This window comes from Clostridium sp. B9, from assembly GCF_050509515.1.
Classification (GTDB): domain Bacteria; phylum Bacillota; class Clostridia; order Clostridiales; family Clostridiaceae; genus Sarcina.
Genome location: NZ_JBNWKA010000003.1, coordinates 1,626,626 through 1,642,841, shown reverse-complemented (window position 1 = coordinate 1,642,841; position 16,216 = coordinate 1,626,626). Strand labels below are relative to the sequence as shown.

Annotated in this window: 16 protein-coding genes; 4 read left to right on the top strand and 12 right to left on the bottom strand. The window is 26.8% G+C overall.

Features of this window, described 5'->3' with window-relative positions:
- Positions 1–127: 127 nt before the first annotated feature.
- Positions 128–832 carry an MIP/aquaporin family protein gene (locus tag ACQZHJ_RS07400; RefSeq protein WP_430484907.1) on the bottom strand — a complete coding sequence of 235 codons (705 nt, stop codon included), beginning with the start codon at positions 830–832 and terminating at the stop codon, positions 128–130.
- Between the two features lie 157 nt (positions 833–989).
- On the bottom strand, positions 990–1,160 hold the full coding sequence (locus tag ACQZHJ_RS07395; protein ID WP_430484906.1) for a hypothetical protein: 171 nt from the start codon (positions 1,158–1,160) through the stop codon (positions 990–992).
- A gap of 443 nt (positions 1,161–1,603) precedes the next feature.
- Here ACQZHJ_RS07395 and ACQZHJ_RS07390 point away from each other — a divergent pair, with 443 nt between their 5' ends.
- Positions 1,604–2,632, top strand: coding sequence for a threonine aldolase family protein (locus ACQZHJ_RS07390; protein WP_430484905.1), 1,029 nt, complete (start codon positions 1,604–1,606; stop codon positions 2,630–2,632).
- Positions 2,633–2,738: 106 nt separating this feature from the next.
- Here ACQZHJ_RS07390 and ACQZHJ_RS07385 read toward each other — a convergent pair whose 3' ends face one another.
- The 3 genes from ACQZHJ_RS07385 to ACQZHJ_RS07375 all read right to left on the bottom strand — a co-directional run bounded on the left by ACQZHJ_RS07385 (position 2,739) and on the right by ACQZHJ_RS07375 (position 4,714).
- Positions 2,739–3,560, bottom strand: coding sequence for an MBL fold metallo-hydrolase (locus ACQZHJ_RS07385; RefSeq protein WP_430484904.1), 822 nt, complete (start codon positions 3,558–3,560; stop codon positions 2,739–2,741).
- 87 nt (positions 3,561–3,647) lie between these two features.
- Positions 3,648–4,064, bottom strand: a complete 417-nt coding sequence (locus ACQZHJ_RS07380) for a hypothetical protein (RefSeq protein ID WP_430484903.1) — start codon at positions 4,062–4,064, stop codon at positions 3,648–3,650.
- 26 nt (positions 4,065–4,090) lie between these two features.
- Positions 4,091–4,714, bottom strand: coding sequence for a hypothetical protein (locus ACQZHJ_RS07375; RefSeq protein ID WP_430484902.1), 624 nt, complete (start codon positions 4,712–4,714; stop codon positions 4,091–4,093).
- A 248-nt stretch (positions 4,715–4,962) separates the two neighbouring features.
- Here ACQZHJ_RS07375 and ACQZHJ_RS07370 point away from each other — a divergent pair, with 248 nt between their 5' ends.
- The gene (locus tag ACQZHJ_RS07370) at positions 4,963–5,169 is read left to right on the top strand and encodes a DUF4177 domain-containing protein (RefSeq protein ID WP_430484901.1); all 207 of its coding nucleotides are present in this window, start codon (positions 4,963–4,965) and stop codon (positions 5,167–5,169) included.
- A 49-nt stretch (positions 5,170–5,218) separates the two neighbouring features.
- Here ACQZHJ_RS07370 and ACQZHJ_RS07365 read toward each other — a convergent pair whose 3' ends face one another.
- Positions 5,219–5,764, bottom strand: a complete 546-nt coding sequence (locus ACQZHJ_RS07365) for a nitroreductase family protein (RefSeq protein WP_430484900.1) — start codon at positions 5,762–5,764, stop codon at positions 5,219–5,221.
- Positions 5,765–6,167: 403 nt separating this feature from the next.
- On the opposite strand from ACQZHJ_RS07365, the gene ACQZHJ_RS07360 reads away from it, so the two are divergent.
- On the top strand, positions 6,168–6,983 hold the full coding sequence (locus tag ACQZHJ_RS07360; protein ID WP_430484899.1) for a nitroreductase family protein: 816 nt from the start codon (positions 6,168–6,170) through the stop codon (positions 6,981–6,983).
- A gap of 68 nt (positions 6,984–7,051) precedes the next feature.
- Here ACQZHJ_RS07360 and ACQZHJ_RS07355 read toward each other — a convergent pair whose 3' ends face one another.
- Both ACQZHJ_RS07355 and ACQZHJ_RS07350 read right to left on the bottom strand, forming a co-directional pair.
- Positions 7,052–8,854 carry a sensor domain-containing diguanylate cyclase/phosphohydrolase gene (locus ACQZHJ_RS07355; RefSeq protein WP_430484898.1) on the bottom strand — a complete coding sequence of 601 codons (1,803 nt, stop codon included), beginning with the start codon at positions 8,852–8,854 and terminating at the stop codon, positions 7,052–7,054.
- Between the two features lie 142 nt (positions 8,855–8,996).
- The gene (locus ACQZHJ_RS07350; RefSeq protein ID WP_430484897.1) at positions 8,997–10,286 is read right to left on the bottom strand and encodes an MFS transporter; all 1,290 of its coding nucleotides are present in this window, start codon (positions 10,284–10,286) and stop codon (positions 8,997–8,999) included.
- Positions 10,287–10,531: 245 nt separating this feature from the next.
- Between ACQZHJ_RS07350 and ACQZHJ_RS07345 the strand changes: the two genes are divergently transcribed.
- Entirely contained in the window at positions 10,532–11,758 is a 1,227-nt protein-coding gene (locus ACQZHJ_RS07345; protein WP_430484896.1) for an HD-GYP domain-containing protein, read from the top strand.
- 133 nt (positions 11,759–11,891) lie between these two features.
- Here the strand turns inward: ACQZHJ_RS07345 and ACQZHJ_RS07340 are convergent, their stop codons facing one another.
- The 4 genes from ACQZHJ_RS07340 to ACQZHJ_RS07325 all read right to left on the bottom strand — a co-directional run bounded on the left by ACQZHJ_RS07340 (position 11,892) and on the right by ACQZHJ_RS07325 (position 16,135).
- On the bottom strand, positions 11,892–13,691 hold the full coding sequence (locus tag ACQZHJ_RS07340) for a hypothetical protein (RefSeq protein ID WP_430484895.1): 1,800 nt from the start codon (positions 13,689–13,691) through the stop codon (positions 11,892–11,894).
- A 160-nt stretch (positions 13,692–13,851) separates the two neighbouring features.
- Entirely contained in the window at positions 13,852–14,049 is a 198-nt protein-coding gene (locus ACQZHJ_RS07335; protein WP_430484894.1) for a hypothetical protein, read from the bottom strand.
- 117 nt (positions 14,050–14,166) lie between these two features.
- Positions 14,167–14,823 (bottom strand): transglycosylase domain-containing protein, encoded by a 657-nt coding sequence (locus tag ACQZHJ_RS07330; protein WP_430484892.1) that lies wholly within the window; start codon positions 14,821–14,823, stop codon positions 14,167–14,169.
- A gap of 298 nt (positions 14,824–15,121) precedes the next feature.
- Positions 15,122–16,135, bottom strand: a complete 1,014-nt coding sequence (locus ACQZHJ_RS07325; protein WP_430484891.1) for an alpha/beta hydrolase — start codon at positions 16,133–16,135, stop codon at positions 15,122–15,124.
- Positions 16,136–16,216 lie beyond the last annotated feature (81 nt).

The window sequence follows — 16,216 nt, the reverse complement described above, 5'->3', positions numbered from 1 at the left end:
TTCTAATTATGTCTATCTTTACTGAAAATAACTATATTAATTTTACTCAATTAGATTTAGCAAAAAAAAATTATTACCTATACCCAACATATAGATAATAATTTTAAATCTTACTCAACTTAGTTTATTAAAATATATTTACATAAACTAAAGCTCCACATATTGCTCCACATATTGGTGCAATAACTGGTATCCAAGCATAACCCCACTTTGAGTCGCCTTTTCTTGGAATTGGTAATAAAAAGTGTGCAAGTCTTGGACCAAAATCTCTTGCTGGATTTATAGCATATCCAGTAGGACCACCTAAACTTAGTCCAATTGCCCATATTAAAAATGCTACTATGATAATCTTTACACCATAATTTAAATCATGAGCACCTATACCTAAAATAGCAAATGATAGAACAAAAGTACCTATAAACTCAGTTAAAAAGTTTATTTTTTTATCTTCTATCTCCGGTATAGTACAGAAAACTCCAAGTTTTGAAGTTTTATCTTCAGTTTCTTCAAAATGATTGTAATATATTATATAGACAACAACTGCACCTAAGAATGCTCCTATAAGTTGAGCTATTATGTATGGAATAACCTGAGACCATGAAAACTGTCCAACTACAGCTAAAGCCAAAGTTAAAGCCGGATTAAAAAGCGCTCCGCTTACACTTGTAAAAATTGCTGCTGGTATAGCTACAGCTAAAGCCCAGCCTGTAGTTATAACTATCCATCCTGAGTTATTCCCTTTTGTTTTCTTTAAAACTACGTTAGCAACAACACCATCACCTAATATTATAAGTAGCATTGTTCCTATTAATTCAGCTAAAAATGTTACCATAAGTATCCCCCTAGATATTTATAGCATAAATACATTTTCACCTTAATAAAACTTTAATATTTCTTTAACAACATTTATACTATAATATATATGTTAAAAAATAGTCAAGCCTTTTTATTTAATTTTCTCTTTAAACTACTTGATTCATTGATTTAAATTATCTATTTTTCAATTCATTTTTAATTTCTTCAATGTCCTTTTCCATTCTAACTATTCTTTTATTAAGTCCAAATGTACCTTTTATAAATTTAAATATTAAAACTATAATTCCTATAAGTATAGCTATATTTATAAGCGTAGCTAACATTCTAAAAAAATCTAATTCCATATAAATTCTCCTTTTTAATTTTAATTATTAACAGCATTATAATTTATTTACATTTTATTTTCAATCTGCCAATTAATATTTGTTAAATATAAAACTTTTTAACACTCTTTTTATAAATTTTAATTTATTTCCTTATAACTATTGTAAATTTTCAAAAATAATTATTTACATTTAATTAATATTTATTGCTTTATAAATACTTTTTGACAATGTAAACCTTGTAAGAAGGGATATTACTCCAATATGTTTCCAACTGGCGAACTCCTGTATTTAAGCTATTTCAAAAGCAATTTGACATAAATATATCCTTTGATATATAGTTATTTTTAATTGGATTTTAATTTATTTTTTATTTTATATTTATTCATATTTAACATTGATAGATAAATAACATATAAACATACTATCAGAAAATATTTTTTATTATGGGGAGGATACTTAAAATGTATAGCTTAAAAAATGACTATAGTGAAGGAGCGCATCCTAAAATTTTAGAGGCTTTAATGGAATCAAATTTTGTTCAAGAAGAAGGCTATGGATATGATAAACATACTCAAAATGCAATTTCTAGGATAAAAGAACTTTCAGAAAATGAAAATATAGATATTCATCTTATTTCTGGTGGAACTCAAACAAATCTTATTGCAATAGACGGATTTTTAAGACCTTATGAAGCATGCATATCACCTAATACTGGACATATTGCAGTTAATGAATGTGGTGCCATTGAATATACTGGCCATAAGGTAATAACTATAGATTGTGAAGATGGAAAATTAAACTCTGAATTAATTGATGATTTATTAGGTGAATATGGAAGTGAACACTTACTAATACCTAAGCTTGTTTACATATCTAATCCAACAGAACTTGGAACTGTTTATACTAAAGACGAATTAAAAAATCTTTATGACTTTTGTCAAAAGAAAAATCTTTTATTATATGTGGATGGAGCTAGACTTGGATCTGCTCTTTGCTTAGAAGAAGCTAATCTTTCATTAGCTGATATGTGTAAATACACAGATGCATTTTCTATTGGCGGAACCAAAAATGGTGCTCTTCTAGGAGAAGCTTTAGTAATAAGTAATGAAAGTTTACAACCTAACTTTAGACATAATATAAAACAAAAAGGTGCCCTTTTAGCCAAAGGAAGACTTTTAGGAATTCAATTTGAAGAATTATTTAAAGATGGCTTATACTTTGAACTTGCATCCCACTCAAATAAAATGGGTAGAATATTATCAGAAGGAATTAAAGAATGTGGATATGACTTGTTAATAGAATCACCTACAAACCAAGTCTTCCCTATATTGCCAAACAAAATTATAGAAGAACTTGAAAAAGATTATTTATTCTATAGATGGACAAAAGTAGATGAAAACACTTCTTCAATAAGACTGATAACTGCTTGGGCAACAAAAGAAGAAGCTATCTCAGACTTTGTAAAAAAACTTAAAGAACTTTCATTATAACTTTATGATTTGATTATATAAAGTAATATAATGAACTATATCTTTAAAGTTAACTATAAACAAAGAGGAGTTGTATAGAACAACTCCTCTTTTATCATTCAACAAATTATATATCAACAACTTGACCTGTAGATATATATGATATTTTGTTTCCTAAGATTCCTTCAAGCATCTTAAAAGCTTTCATACCAGTGCAGTGACAAGTATAAAACTTAGTATCTCTTGCTCCTAATACTTCACCTAATGCTTCTATAAAATTATCCCCTTCACTTCTGCCAGTAACAGGATTAAATATATGAAAACCACTTATTACACAATCTAAATCTTTTCCTACTATAATTTCAGCTTTATCTATTATATTTCTTATATCATTGTGAGCACATCCTCCAAAAAGAACATACTTTTCTCCATCTTTTATTATAAGATTCTGTTCATGAGCAAAATCATCTTCAAAATAAAGACCGTCTACCCTTTTATATAAAGCTCCATTAAAACGTGAAATTTCATATTTTCTTTCTATGCCAGAAAATAAATAAAGTTCATCATCTATTTTTAAATCTCCATCAGTAAGTATTATTCTTGGATTATCTTTAAGCTCTGCATCCAACCCTATATACTTTTTAAAGATTCCAACAACACTATAATATTCATTAAAAGCATCTTTATTAACATATATTTTAGCTTTATTGTTTACTTTTAAAAATGCCTCTAATCCACCACCATGGTCACTATGTCCATGGGAGATTATAACTGTATCTACCTCGCTTAAGTTAATGCCTAGCTTTTGTGCATTTTTGATTAAAGCATCTTTTGGACCTAAATCAAAAAGAATACTATGTTTAGCAGTTTCTATATGAAATGATAAGCCATGCTTATTTTCAAATTCTGGTGCTATTTTTGTATTTTCTACTAATGTTGTTATTCTCAAAATTCCCATCCCCTTTTGCTATAAAAAATAATAATTTAAAATACTTAATATTCTAAATTTTTATAAGGTTAATTCTAATTCTTTTTATTATAAAGGTAACATATTTGCTTTTTTAGCTATTATTTTTTCTTCTTCTGTTAAATCTCTTGAAATATACTGATAACAATTTAATATTAAATCTGAATAAGTATCAAATGCTTCTTGGTTAGCAAATCCCTTTCCTTCAAACATTCTATCCATCATTTGACTTACATTTTTTATATAAAGATATGGATTTACAAAAGTAACCAAATCTCTAAATCCATTACCTTCATCATCTTTAATTTCATCTTGTAACTTATGATCACATTCGCCTTTACAACATGGAAGAACTCTAACTATTTTATCGTCTTTATCTGTTATGATTTGAACCATTGATTTCTTAACATCGTCCATTAAATCTCTTCCACATAAAACACAACGTACAGTTTCATTATTAGAAAATATATTTGATTTTTTTATCATATTTACATCTCCTCTGTCAATAATAATCAATTATTCATTACTAACTTATTAATTTTATAAATAGTCTTTTTTTCATCAATATTATCTTCATAACAACTTACATAAATGCTTCTTCCAGTCTGAATATGAAGAAGCCAATTATCAAGCAAATTTAAATAAATTAACCTTAAATATAAATCATCAAGCTTTCTTCCAACAAAACCATTTCCACTATTATACACTTCATTACTAACTGCATAATTTGAATGATATATGATATCTTCTGGATTACTTTGTACTAGCTTTAGATTTCCTTCAAAATCAATTATCAAAGAATTATTATATCTATCATCGCCTTCTTCCAAGAGTTTTCTTAAGTCTTCAATTGTAAACAGCTTTGGCTTTTCACTTCTATGAACTACTATTTCAATATTAAAATTATCAACTCCTAAGTAACTTACATGAGCTCCTAAAACATTAACTTTTTCTCCATTAACAATAAGTATCTCTTCTTTTTCAAGCCATTTTTCGGCTTCTTCGTGAGTTTTAAAAACCATATCATTTACTAAGTCAAATTCTTTAAAATTGTCTTGAGGCTCCCAATTAGAATTACATTTTAATCTATATACGCTTTCTAACGGTATTTTATAAGCATTTATTGTAAAGAACATATCCTCACCCCTCATTTAAATAATAAAACAAAGTTTAAAGCCAAATAATTACATTTAAATTATATCATTTTCTTTACTTTTTGTACACATTTACATAGCTACTGATAACTTAACATTAAAAATTACTAAACTTATCTAAAGAGTAATTTGATTAATTCCCTATTCTTTAGCATATAATAAAGTATAATATTTCTTCAAAAATTTGTATATAATAAACATCTTAATTTGAAAGGAAGTGTAAATAAAACATGTATGAATATAAATGTATTGAAAAAAAATTACTGACTCCGAATTCAAATAGAGAAATTAAAGAAGAAATTAAATTATTAGAAAAAGAACTCAACTATTTAGCTGAAAGTGGGTGGAAGCTTATCTTAAAACTTGAACCCTCACATAACACAGAAGATTATGAAATACTTATATTTGAAAGAACAAAACAAAATCCTCTTGAATAATTTAGTATATTTATATAGACAAAGTAATAAGGTAAGGAAAGATCTTACCTTATTTATATTCATTAAAAGAACTTATTTCATCCATGCTTTTTCTAACTTTTTTTCTACTTTCCTTATTATCATAATATCCCAAAGAAATAACTAAGTGAATGTCTTTATTACTAGGTATATTTAAAACCTTTTTTATGTTTTTCTCTTTAAACCATCCCATCATGCATGTTCCTAGTCCAAGTTCAGTAGCTGCTAGACACAAGTGTTCTGATGCTATACCTATATCAATTGAAGTATAATCCTTCTTTTTTATAAGTTCACCCATTTTTGATGTAAAATTACGTTTTTCTCCAACAACAATAATAAAAGCTGGCGAAGTTAAAGCAAACTTATTTATTCCTATAAGAGGATCGTATAAATTATTAGCAATCTCTTCCACCTTATTTTTATCATCTACTAAAACAAACTTCCATGGTTGAGCATTGCAAGCTGAAGGTGCCATTCTAGCTGCTTCAACTACTTTAATCATTTTTTCTCTTTCAACATCTTTATCCAAATATCCTCTTACACTTTCTCTTTTATTGACTAATTCAAAAAAGCTCATACTTACTCTCCTCTACCTAATTGATTATAAAATCTATTTTATCATTTTTATTATCAATACAGTTAATTTAATTTTTAATATTAATCTTATTTTTAGATTTTTAGATATTTTTTTATTATTATCATCATCATTTACGAGTATATCTAATAAGTAATAATATCTATTTTTAATAGGTGATAAACCTACTAGAACTATGGATTACTTATTATATTTACTTCTATAAATCAACACTCACTTAAAATATAGCCTTTTTTAAACAATAAAAATAGTTATTAGACTATATAATCTTTAAATGATATAATAAACAGATATTTGCATAAAAAATTATGCAAATATCTGTTTATTATATAAATACCAAAGAAGAAATCATCATCTATGATGATATTTATTAAGGAGAGATTTTATGTTTATAGTTAACCAAGAAAAATGTATTGCATGTTCTCAATGCATAAAGGATTGTCCAGTAAACGACATAAAGTTTATTAATGAAAAAGCTAATATAAAAAATAGAAACTGTATAAAGTGCGGTCATTGCATAGCAATATGTCCAACAAAAGCTATTTCAACAGACGATTATAACATGGATGAAGTCAAAGAATATAATAAAGATACATTCTCTTTAAATGCTGAAAATCTATTAAACTTTATAAAATTTAGAAGAAGTGTTAGAAAATTCAAAGATAAAAAAATTGAAAAAGAAAAGCTAGAAAAAATAATAGAAGCTGGTAGATTTACTCAAACTGCTGTAAATAGTCAAGATGTTTCATATGTAGTTATTACAGAAAAACTAGACAAGCTAAAAGAATTAGCTTATGAAAGTTTAAGAGCTAAAGGTGAATATATACTTAATAACGAAACCGAAAACAACCAGTTAAAAAGATATGCATTAATATGGACTAAAATGTATAAAGCGTACAAATCAGATTCTATGAATAATGACAGACTGTTCTATAATGCGCCTGCTGTTGTTTTAGTATTTTCACATCATGATCTTGATGGAGAATTAGCTTCTTCAAATATGGAACTTATGACTAATGCACTAGGTCTTGGAACATTCTTTAGTGGATTCTTACAAATAGCCGCTGAAGGTAATGAAGAGATGATGAACCTATTTGGAGTTAAAGGTAAGAAAATTGCTTCATGTATGGTCATCGGCTATCCTGCTGTTTCTTACAAAAGAACTACACCTAGAAAAGAAGCTGAAATTAATTGGATTTAATAAATTTTATGCTTTAATAATAAAGGAGCTATATAAATATATCTCCTTTATTATTATATTAAAACTCACTATACTACAATTTCATCTATTATTGGTAAAAAGCATTCTACTACTTTAGGATCAAACTGAGTACCAGCGCATCTTGCAAGTTCTAATTTTGCCTCTTCTTTTGACATTTTTCTTTTATAAGTTCTTTCTCCAGTCATAGCATCAAAAGCATCTACTACACATATTACTCTTGCTAAGAATGGGATATCTTCTCCCTTTAACCCTAGTGGATAACCTGTCCCATCATACCTTTCATGATGAGCAAGAATCCCTTGTGCTAAATGTTCTATATCTGGATTAAACATAGCTATTCTATAACCTTTTTCTGAATGAGTTTTTATAATTTCAAATTCCTCATTTGTAAGCTTTCCTGGTTTAGATAAAATTTCTATAGGTATTCCAACCTTACCTATATCATGTAATTTAGCTAGTTTACATAGTTCCAATAAATACTTTTTATCTAGATTCATCTTTCTTCCTAATTTAAAAGCATACTCTTCTACTCTTTCAATATGCTCTTTTGTTTCCTTATGCTTTTTTGATAAATTATCTTGCAATGCTTCAACTATTCTTTTCTTTATTTCCTTTTCATAAATAAGTTTCTCCCTATAAACCTTATCCTCTGCTTCTATTAAAAACGATTCTATAGGCTTATCTTTATCCCTTGTAGTTGCGCATCCAAGAGCTATACTTAAAGGGAATTCACTTCCACTAAATTTTTCACAATTTTCTCTTATTCTACTACATATAATGTTAGCTTCCCTTTCATCAGTCTTAGGTAAAAGAATACAAAACTCATCTCCCCCCCATCTAAACATAAAATCACTTTTTCTGCATGAATTCTTTATTACATTAGCAATATTTATTAAGAGCTTGTCTCCATCTAAATGTCCTATAGTATCATTTATTATTTTTAATCCATTAACATCTCCCATTATAAAGCTTAAAGGAAAAAAGGATTCCTTATTTAGTTCTTCTATTTTTTCATCAAAATAAGCTCTGTTATATAATTCAGTAAGTTTATCCATATAACTCATCTTTTTAAGTTTATTTTCTAAAACAACATTATCAGTAATATCCCTAATTATTCCTACTATTCCAGTAGCATTTCCACTTTTATCTATAACAGGAACCTTTATCGATTCAATATATTTTACGCCTACTTTATTTTTCAACTCAAATTCCATACGTTTTTTAATTTTTGTTTTTATAACAAGCTTGTCTAAATTATTTATTTTTTCAACTAAATCATTGTTACTCAATATAATATTGTCTTTTCCTAAAGTTAACGATAATTCATTTATATTTTTATTTACAATTTCCTCTTTTGATTTACCATAAATCTCCCTAGTTAAAGTATCATTACATGCCAAATATCTTCCATCTATATCTTTATGATAAATACCATCTGGCATATTATCAAAAATAGTATTTAATAAATCTTTTTGATGTATTATTTCTTCCTCATACCTTTTTCTTTCACTTTGATTTTGTAAAATACCTAAAAAGCATGTAATTTTATCTTTATCCATTATAGGTGCTAAATAACATTCTAAAAATGTTCCTTCTGGATATCCTAAATGCTCTGAATATCCTGTAAATAATTTAGGTTTTCCATCCTTTAATACCTCATTATAATTTCCTATATATTCCTCAACTGTTTTTTTAGGAAATAGTTCATAAATTGTTTTCCCAATAATCTCATTTTTTTCTAATCCTAGCGTATTTGCATAATATTTATTAACAAAAAGAAATATACCATCTTTTCCCAATAACCATATTGAATAAGGTATATTATCTAATAAAACTTCTAATAAATTCATATACTCAACCTTTCCTCATAAGTATTCAAATAATGCCTCGTGAATTTAATTTTACCATAAATATTAAAATTATTTTATACTTACAAAAATGTATAATAAATTTCATCATTCTACTTACTATAGAGACTAGTATTCTAATATTCTATATTCTCCTATGTATGTAATAATATTTTCTATGACAGTTACACTGTTTTTCTTTAAGCATTTTTATGTGTGATTTACAATCTAAGTATTTAGTTACTTTTAAATAAAATAAAATAATTGATATTATTAAAACTGCTAATCCACAAATATAAATTCCTCTATAATTTATTCTATCTATTATAAATCCACCCACAAAGTTTCCTATAGCACAGGAAACTCCATTTACTAAAAGTTTAACACCTGCAAATACATCCCTGTTTTCAACTTCTATATGACTCATCATTGAACTATCTAAAGAAGATCCAACTAAACACGCACTTGTAGCTCTACATACTAAAAATATTGTAAAAATCATAGTTGAGAAACCTAATGACAATAAAAATGTACTTAATGCTATTCCTATCATTGCAAATAACTCAAACTTTCTTATACCTATTTTCTCTATAATATTTGGCATTAAAGTTATACTTATCATATTTATAGCAGTTATTATAAAATTAACTATAGAAATTGTTGTATTACTCATATTAAACTGATTCTTTAAAATTAGATTGTTGTATGGCCAAATAGCACTTCCACCTACTGATAAAACAAATAAAAACACTGCAAATACTCTTATTCTTTCATGAGTCTTAAGTAAAATCAATGCATTCTTTAATGCCTTCCTAGCAACTCTACGCTCTCCTTTAATTCTTTCATCTTTAGGTAGTAAAAATAATCTTATTCCAAAAGCAACTAAAGTCATGAATGCAGCTAATAAGAATAGCTTTTTATACCCCATATTATGAAATATCGGAACTCTATTTATATTACCCGCTAATAAACTGCCTAATGTTGATGCTATAAAATTAACTGATGATTTATAACTATATGCACAGCACTCCTTATCAGGAGTTGTATATGAATATAAAAGTTGTAACTCTGTAACCTGTATAAAACATAATCCAATATTAACTAAGATTTGTGCTATCAATAATAGTGTATATCCCGTAAATATTACATAAAAGCCTATACCTATAGCACTTAATAAACATCCTATAATAAGAACACTTTTCCTCCCTAATATTTGTATAAATGGTCCTATGAAGAATCCTACCATAGAAGAAAGTGCCCCTATAGAAAAAATAAAGCCAATTTTATCTGGTGAAATATTAATTTCATTTAAATATAATATTTGTAAAAAACCATATATTCCAAAAGCTCCTGCTAAAATTAATTCACTTATAACAATTATTTGTACATTCCTTGAAAAGTTAACATATGTTTTTATAGTATTAAACCTCTTCATAATAAACTCCTTATATCTATAACTATAAAATCTCTATTTATTATAATGAACAGTATGCATCACTTTTATGTATCTTACTTCATCCAAAGAATTTAAATATATAAAAAACATATAATTAAATCTAATAAAATTGGGCATTTATAATATCATAATGAATGAACTAATTTCTAACAATTGTTATTTACTACTTTATATGCTACCATTTTCATAACACTATTTAATAATTACTTTCGAAAGGATTTATTATGAATTTTAATTTGACCGAAACACTATTTTCAATTTCATTTGCTTTAGATTGTGTAGAGCGTGATTTGTTGGGAGTAAAAACAAATCACTCAAAGAGAGTTGCATATATGTGTATAGAAATATGTAAAATCATTGGACTTCCTAAGTCTCGATTATTTGATGTAGCTGCTTGTGCTATTTTACATGATAATGCCTTAACTGAATATATACACTCTGAACATAAAAATTATAATAGTGTAAATATTAAAAACCATGTAAATGAAAACTTACATTGCATTCTAGGTGAAAATAATTTTAGAAAACTACATTTATTTGAAGATGTTACTGGCTCTATATTGTTTCATCATGAAAATGCTAATGGATCTGGTCCTTTCAATAAAACTTTTAATGAAATACCACTTTATGCACGCTTAATCCACTTGGCTGACTCACTTGATAGTAAATTTAATTTAAATACAATAGATGAAAATAAATTTAAGCTAGTAACTAAATATCTTCAAGAAAATACAGATAAACTTTTTGATTACCAATGTGTAAACTGGTTTTTATCTGCTTTTAATTTAGATAAATTTACAAACTTAAGAGATGAAAACATAGATATATCACTTCATAAAGTTTTACCTAAGTTAAAGCTAAACTATTCAAGTGATGACCTTATAAACTTTGCAAGGATATTCGCAATAATAATAGATTATAAATCTGAATTTACTCAAAAACATTCTTTAGGCGTTGCAGATAAAGCAATGAAAATGGGTGAATACTATAATTATGATACTGATACTCGTGCAAAAATGTACTTTGCTGGAGCTATACACGATATAGGAAAGCTTGTTGTAGATGTAGATGTGTTAGAAAAACCAGGTAGACTTACAAGTGATGAATATAGACATATTCAAACCCATGTATACTACACATATATTATGCTAAAGGATATAGATGGCCTTGAAGATATAGCTTCCTGGGCTTATTGCCACCATGAAAAACTTGATGGCAGTGGTTATCCATTTGGAAAAACAGCTAACGAACTTGGTAAATTTGAAAGACTTTTCGCTTGTATAGATATATATCAAGCATTAACTGAAAAACGTCCTTACAAAGATGGGATGAGCCATAATGATGCCATGAAAATAATTAAAGATATGGTCTATAAAAACCAACTTGACGGAAATATTGCCAATGATATAGATAAGGCATTTTCTCCAAATAAATATTCTTTAGAACTATAAAAATGATATACCAAGATTAATCTTGGTATATCATTTTTTATAGTATAATTACATCATAATTTCATAATATAAATCTACTAAATCATAAATAAAATCGTATTCTTTAACCACAAAACTTATACAATTAAATCCATTACCTTATTGCCTTTTTTAATCTTTTCTTAAATTTTTCAAGTTCATTTTTTGAAGGATATGGTGTTTTACTTTCTAAAGCCTTCTCAACCACTGCTAATGCTTTTTTATATTCTTCTCTCTTTTCATATGCTAAAGCTAAATAATATGGATATATGCTTGTATCCTCATAAGATTTTATTTTACCTTTATAGTAATCAACAACTTCTTTATAGTATTTTTTATCATATTTATTGGTTGAGTGTAATCCACTTTCTTTTATATTATATATTGAAATTTGATATCCACCATCATTATTCTTTTTCCACAAAATCAATTCATAATTACAGTCATCATTTAAATCTTTTAAATACATTTTATTATAAAAATATTCATTATTATCAAAAGCTTTGCTTAATCTTCCACCTCTTAATCTCAATATATATAACTTATTTAAATCTTCATTTACTTTAAAACCTACAAAAACATAGTATTCTCTATCTATTTTTTTAACAATAAGTTCCTCTATTGTACATCCTTCGCCTCTAAAATTTGCTTTTAATGTACAAAAGTCTCTATTTTCTTGAATAACTCCAATATAAGGGCTATCATTCAACAAATAAGGGACTAATATTTCTAAATGTCCATCATTATCTATATCTTCTTTTATAAATGATTTATCCCCTAAGTCTGTTTTAACATTGATAAATACTGTATCTATTGGAAACTTATTTGCTATTTCTCTAGATACATCTTCTTTTATGTTATATATTAAAGTATTATTACTCTCATTTCTATTTTTGATAACTTCCTCCTCTATTCTTATTTCATTAGTTTTATAGCAAGCATTTAATCTATTAGAAACATCCTTTATCTCTTCTTTTGAATTATAAAAATCAACAAATGCAGTATTTGTTGTTTTTATTGTTTTAAACTCTCTTGCTCCTAATTCCTTGCCACTCTCAAACTTATCTTTCAAATTATCTGTAAAATAAATATTATCATTTTTAAATTTTTTCTCTTCGCTTTTGTTGATAAAACTTCTATTTCCACCTTCAAAACCATCATCTATGAATTCAACTGTATTATCTATTTCTTTTTTACTATTATCCTTAGTAATCTTTTCACCAAATTCAAATGATCCTATATTGAATATAGTTATTTTATCATCTATAAGACTTACAAAGCTCTCTATAAATCCAATAGTATCTGCATTTGAAACACCTACAACTCTCTGCCTTATAAATAGATAATATGTTTCTTGATAGACTGCTTTTATTGGAAATGCGTTATTTATAGCTGATACAGTTGGTATTTCATCCTTTTTAACCTTTCCATTTTTATCATATATAATATCTAAATATATTTTAGGCTTATTTCCAATATAAAATGTGTATTTTTCTCTCAATGTATTTGAAAGTACCTCAACCATATAATCTTCTAAATATTTAGAAGTTAGCTCGTATTTTTCTGAAAACATATCAGGATTAAATATTTGCTTTAATTTTCCATTGCTATAAACATAAACTACAGAAATAGCAAAACCACCTGTTCCACCATAAGCTCCTCTAAGCATTATTTCATCTCGGCCATCATTATTAAAATCCCCTAAAAACAACTCTAAATTGTATCCACTATAATCAACTTTTGTTGTTATCGGCTCATTCCCATCACCTGGATTAATCACTATCTCAATATTTTCAACATAATTGCTTCCTTTTTCAAAATAACTTCCTACCAATATAACTTTATCCTTACTATCTTTTTCTATTACATTGCCAATTTTCACATCTAATATTGTTTGTTTATTTAGATTTGGCATAATAAATCCACCTTATAAATTATTGTTACAATATATAATATTTAATTACTTGTAAAAAGTTATAAGGTAATTAATTTTAATTTTTGTTATATTTTAATATCTTTTGGTAAAAATAAAAAAGAAAGAGTTAGACTTAAATAAATCTAACTCATAATATAAATCAAGAAAACATATATTGGGGTCTTCCATCTAAAGTTATAACCTCTACAATGTCTATTAATCCTAATAAACACAAACATCTTATTCCAGAGCCAACTTGTTCTTTTGTAAATCCATGAGGCATTATATTTCTCTCAATAGCACTTGTAGAAGTTACTCCAACACTCTTTACAAAAGCTAAAATCAAGTGAGATACCATATTACAACACCTCTCTACAATAAAACTTATAAAATTCAATAATACTTCTACAATTATATTTTTTGCTATTTTAAAAATATAATACTCTACTTACTTAGGATATTTAGGTATTTTATGCTAATCATTATATTTTTCTAAGGCTTTTTTAACAAGCTTTTGTCTTTCTCTTGCGCGTTCCAACCCACTTTTAGTATTTAAATCATAAGAGCTTGGTGCTTGAGGAAGTCCTGCAAGAAGTGTTGCTTCATCATAAGTCAAATCCTTAGGCTTTTTATTAAAATATCCTTCTGAAGCCTCTGAAACACCTGTATATCCAGAACCAAAATATATTGAATTCACATAAAGCTCTAATATTTCTTTCTTTGAATAATCTTTTTCTAATTGAAAGCTAAGCATAATCTCTTTTATCTTTCTTTTTAAACTTCTTTCATTGCTTAAACAAAGATTTTTTGACGTTTGTTGAGTGATAGTGCTTCCGCCCTCTCTAAGTTCACCAGCCTTAATATTATTTACTATTGCTCTAACAATCCCTCTAAAGTCAAGTGCCCCATGATTATAAAATCTTCTATCTTCAGTCGCGACTATAGCATCTAAAAATGTTTCATTTATATCATCTATTTTTACGTAATTACTTTTACTTTGTAATTCATTTATGCTATTTTGTAAAATATATTTATCACTCTTTTTACCACTAGAACATCCAATAAAGAATGTGGCTATTACTATTGTGAAAATTAAAAATAATATAAACTTATTTCCTAATATCTTTTTCATATAATACTTTCTCCCCTAATAAATTATGTACACTCTCCATAAAGCCTTTTAGTTATTTACAAATTTTAAATCTTTAATGTAATTATACGTAATTTATTCTATAAGTAACATTCAATTTTCTTACTTTTATATTTCAATTTTGTAAGAATTTTATCTACTACATAGATGTTATTTCCAACAGCCTCAACTAGTTCAAACTTAAAGATATAAATGAAGCACCTTCTAAAAACAAAGCTTAATAAAAAACTAGCCGTATCAAAATCAACTAATAAAAAGTTGTTTTAATACGGCTAGTTCTTTAATTTACATATTTATTTAAATATTTATCTATTGTTTGCCAGTATAATTGCGGATCAACTTTATTGGACTTAGCATGACCAGCACCTTCTATTATTAGTTTCTTCTTTGGTGCAGAAGAAGCATTATAAAGCTCATCCACCATATATGCTGGTACAAAGGTATCTTTATCACCTTGAATAAATAATGTAGGTGTATTTGATTTAGAAACTTGACCTATTGATGAGTCTCCATTTATCCAATACCCAGCTCTTACTCTTGTAATAATATTTGCTACATAAAGCATTGGAAATGGAGGTAGTCCAAATAATTCCTTTAACTGATATGCAAATTCATCCCATACACTTGTATATCCACAATCAGCAATTATTGCTTTAACATTGCTTGGAAGCTTTTCTCCTGATACATTCATAACAGTTGAAGCTCCCATTGAAACTCCAAATAAAACAATCTCTGCATCTGAATCTTCTTTTATTATATAATTAATAAGATCTATTATATCAATACGCTCATCCCACCCCATACCAATATAATCACCTTCACTACTTCCATGACCTCTTAGGTCTGGAATAATAACATTATATCCCATATCAAAAAAGTTCTTAGCATATGATGCTGTTAATTTCCCTTCTGATGTATATCCATGGACTGTGATAGCCCATTTATTTGTATTAGGTTTTTTTATAAGATAATTATGAAGCTTTAGTCCATCTCTTGATGTCATATAAAAATCCTCATATCCACTTTGTTCTAAAAGCCATTTTTGACTTGAAATACTCACAGGACCGCTTGTCCCATTAATTGTAACAACATCATTGTTGCTTTCTGTTGAAGCAAAAATCATATCTTTAGGTGTATCTGGATTTAAAGCTAAATTATATAAATAGTTACCACCAAAACCTATTGCAGAAATAGTAACTATTACTACTATAGCTAAAATTCCACCTATCCATTTCTTAGCCTTACTCCACTTATTCTTTATTCGTTCTTCTTGTCTTATATCTAACTTACTCATTTATTCTCCTTTAATAAAGAAATTCGTAAGACATATTATAACACGACTTATTTTGATAATCAAATATTTCCAACCACAAAT

What these genes read in the sequence shown, in the direction of transcription:
- ACQZHJ_RS07380 (WP_430484903.1), bottom strand. Translation starts at nt 4,064, where the DNA reads ATGATAAAAAAATCAAATATATTTTCTAATAATGAAACTGTACGTTGT.
- ACQZHJ_RS07390 (WP_430484905.1), top strand. Translation starts at nt 1,604, where the DNA reads ATGTATAGCTTAAAAAATGACTATAGTGAAGGAGCGCATCCTAAAATT.
- ACQZHJ_RS07325 (WP_430484891.1), bottom strand. Translation starts at nt 16,135, where the DNA reads ATGAGTAAGTTAGATATAAGACAAGAAGAACGAATAAAGAATAAGTGG.
- ACQZHJ_RS07375 (WP_430484902.1), bottom strand. Translation starts at nt 4,714, where the DNA reads ATGTTCTTTACAATAAATGCTTATAAAATACCGTTAGAAAGCGTATAT.
- ACQZHJ_RS07340 (WP_430484895.1), bottom strand. Translation starts at nt 13,691, where the DNA reads ATGCCAAATCTAAATAAACAAACAATATTAGATGTGAAAATTGGCAAT.
- ACQZHJ_RS07355 (WP_430484898.1), bottom strand. Translation starts at nt 8,854, where the DNA reads ATGAATTTATTAGAAGTTTTATTAGATAATATACCTTATTCAATATGG.
- ACQZHJ_RS07330 (WP_430484892.1), bottom strand. Translation starts at nt 14,823, where the DNA reads ATGAAAAAGATATTAGGAAATAAGTTTATATTATTTTTAATTTTCACA.
- ACQZHJ_RS07350 (WP_430484897.1), bottom strand. Translation starts at nt 10,286, where the DNA reads ATGAAGAGGTTTAATACTATAAAAACATATGTTAACTTTTCAAGGAAT.
- ACQZHJ_RS07345 (WP_430484896.1), top strand. Translation starts at nt 10,532, where the DNA reads ATGAATTTTAATTTGACCGAAACACTATTTTCAATTTCATTTGCTTTA.
- ACQZHJ_RS07335 (WP_430484894.1), bottom strand. Translation starts at nt 14,049, where the DNA reads ATGGTATCTCACTTGATTTTAGCTTTTGTAAAGAGTGTTGGAGTAACT.
- ACQZHJ_RS07360 (WP_430484899.1), top strand. Translation starts at nt 6,168, where the DNA reads ATGTTTATAGTTAACCAAGAAAAATGTATTGCATGTTCTCAATGCATA.
- ACQZHJ_RS07400 (WP_430484907.1), bottom strand. Translation starts at nt 832, where the DNA reads ATGGTAACATTTTTAGCTGAATTAATAGGAACAATGCTACTTATAATA.
- ACQZHJ_RS07395 (WP_430484906.1), bottom strand. Translation starts at nt 1,160, where the DNA reads ATGGAATTAGATTTTTTTAGAATGTTAGCTACGCTTATAAATATAGCT.
- ACQZHJ_RS07370 (WP_430484901.1), top strand. Translation starts at nt 4,963, where the DNA reads ATGTATGAATATAAATGTATTGAAAAAAAATTACTGACTCCGAATTCA.
- ACQZHJ_RS07365 (WP_430484900.1), bottom strand. Translation starts at nt 5,764, where the DNA reads ATGAGCTTTTTTGAATTAGTCAATAAAAGAGAAAGTGTAAGAGGATAT.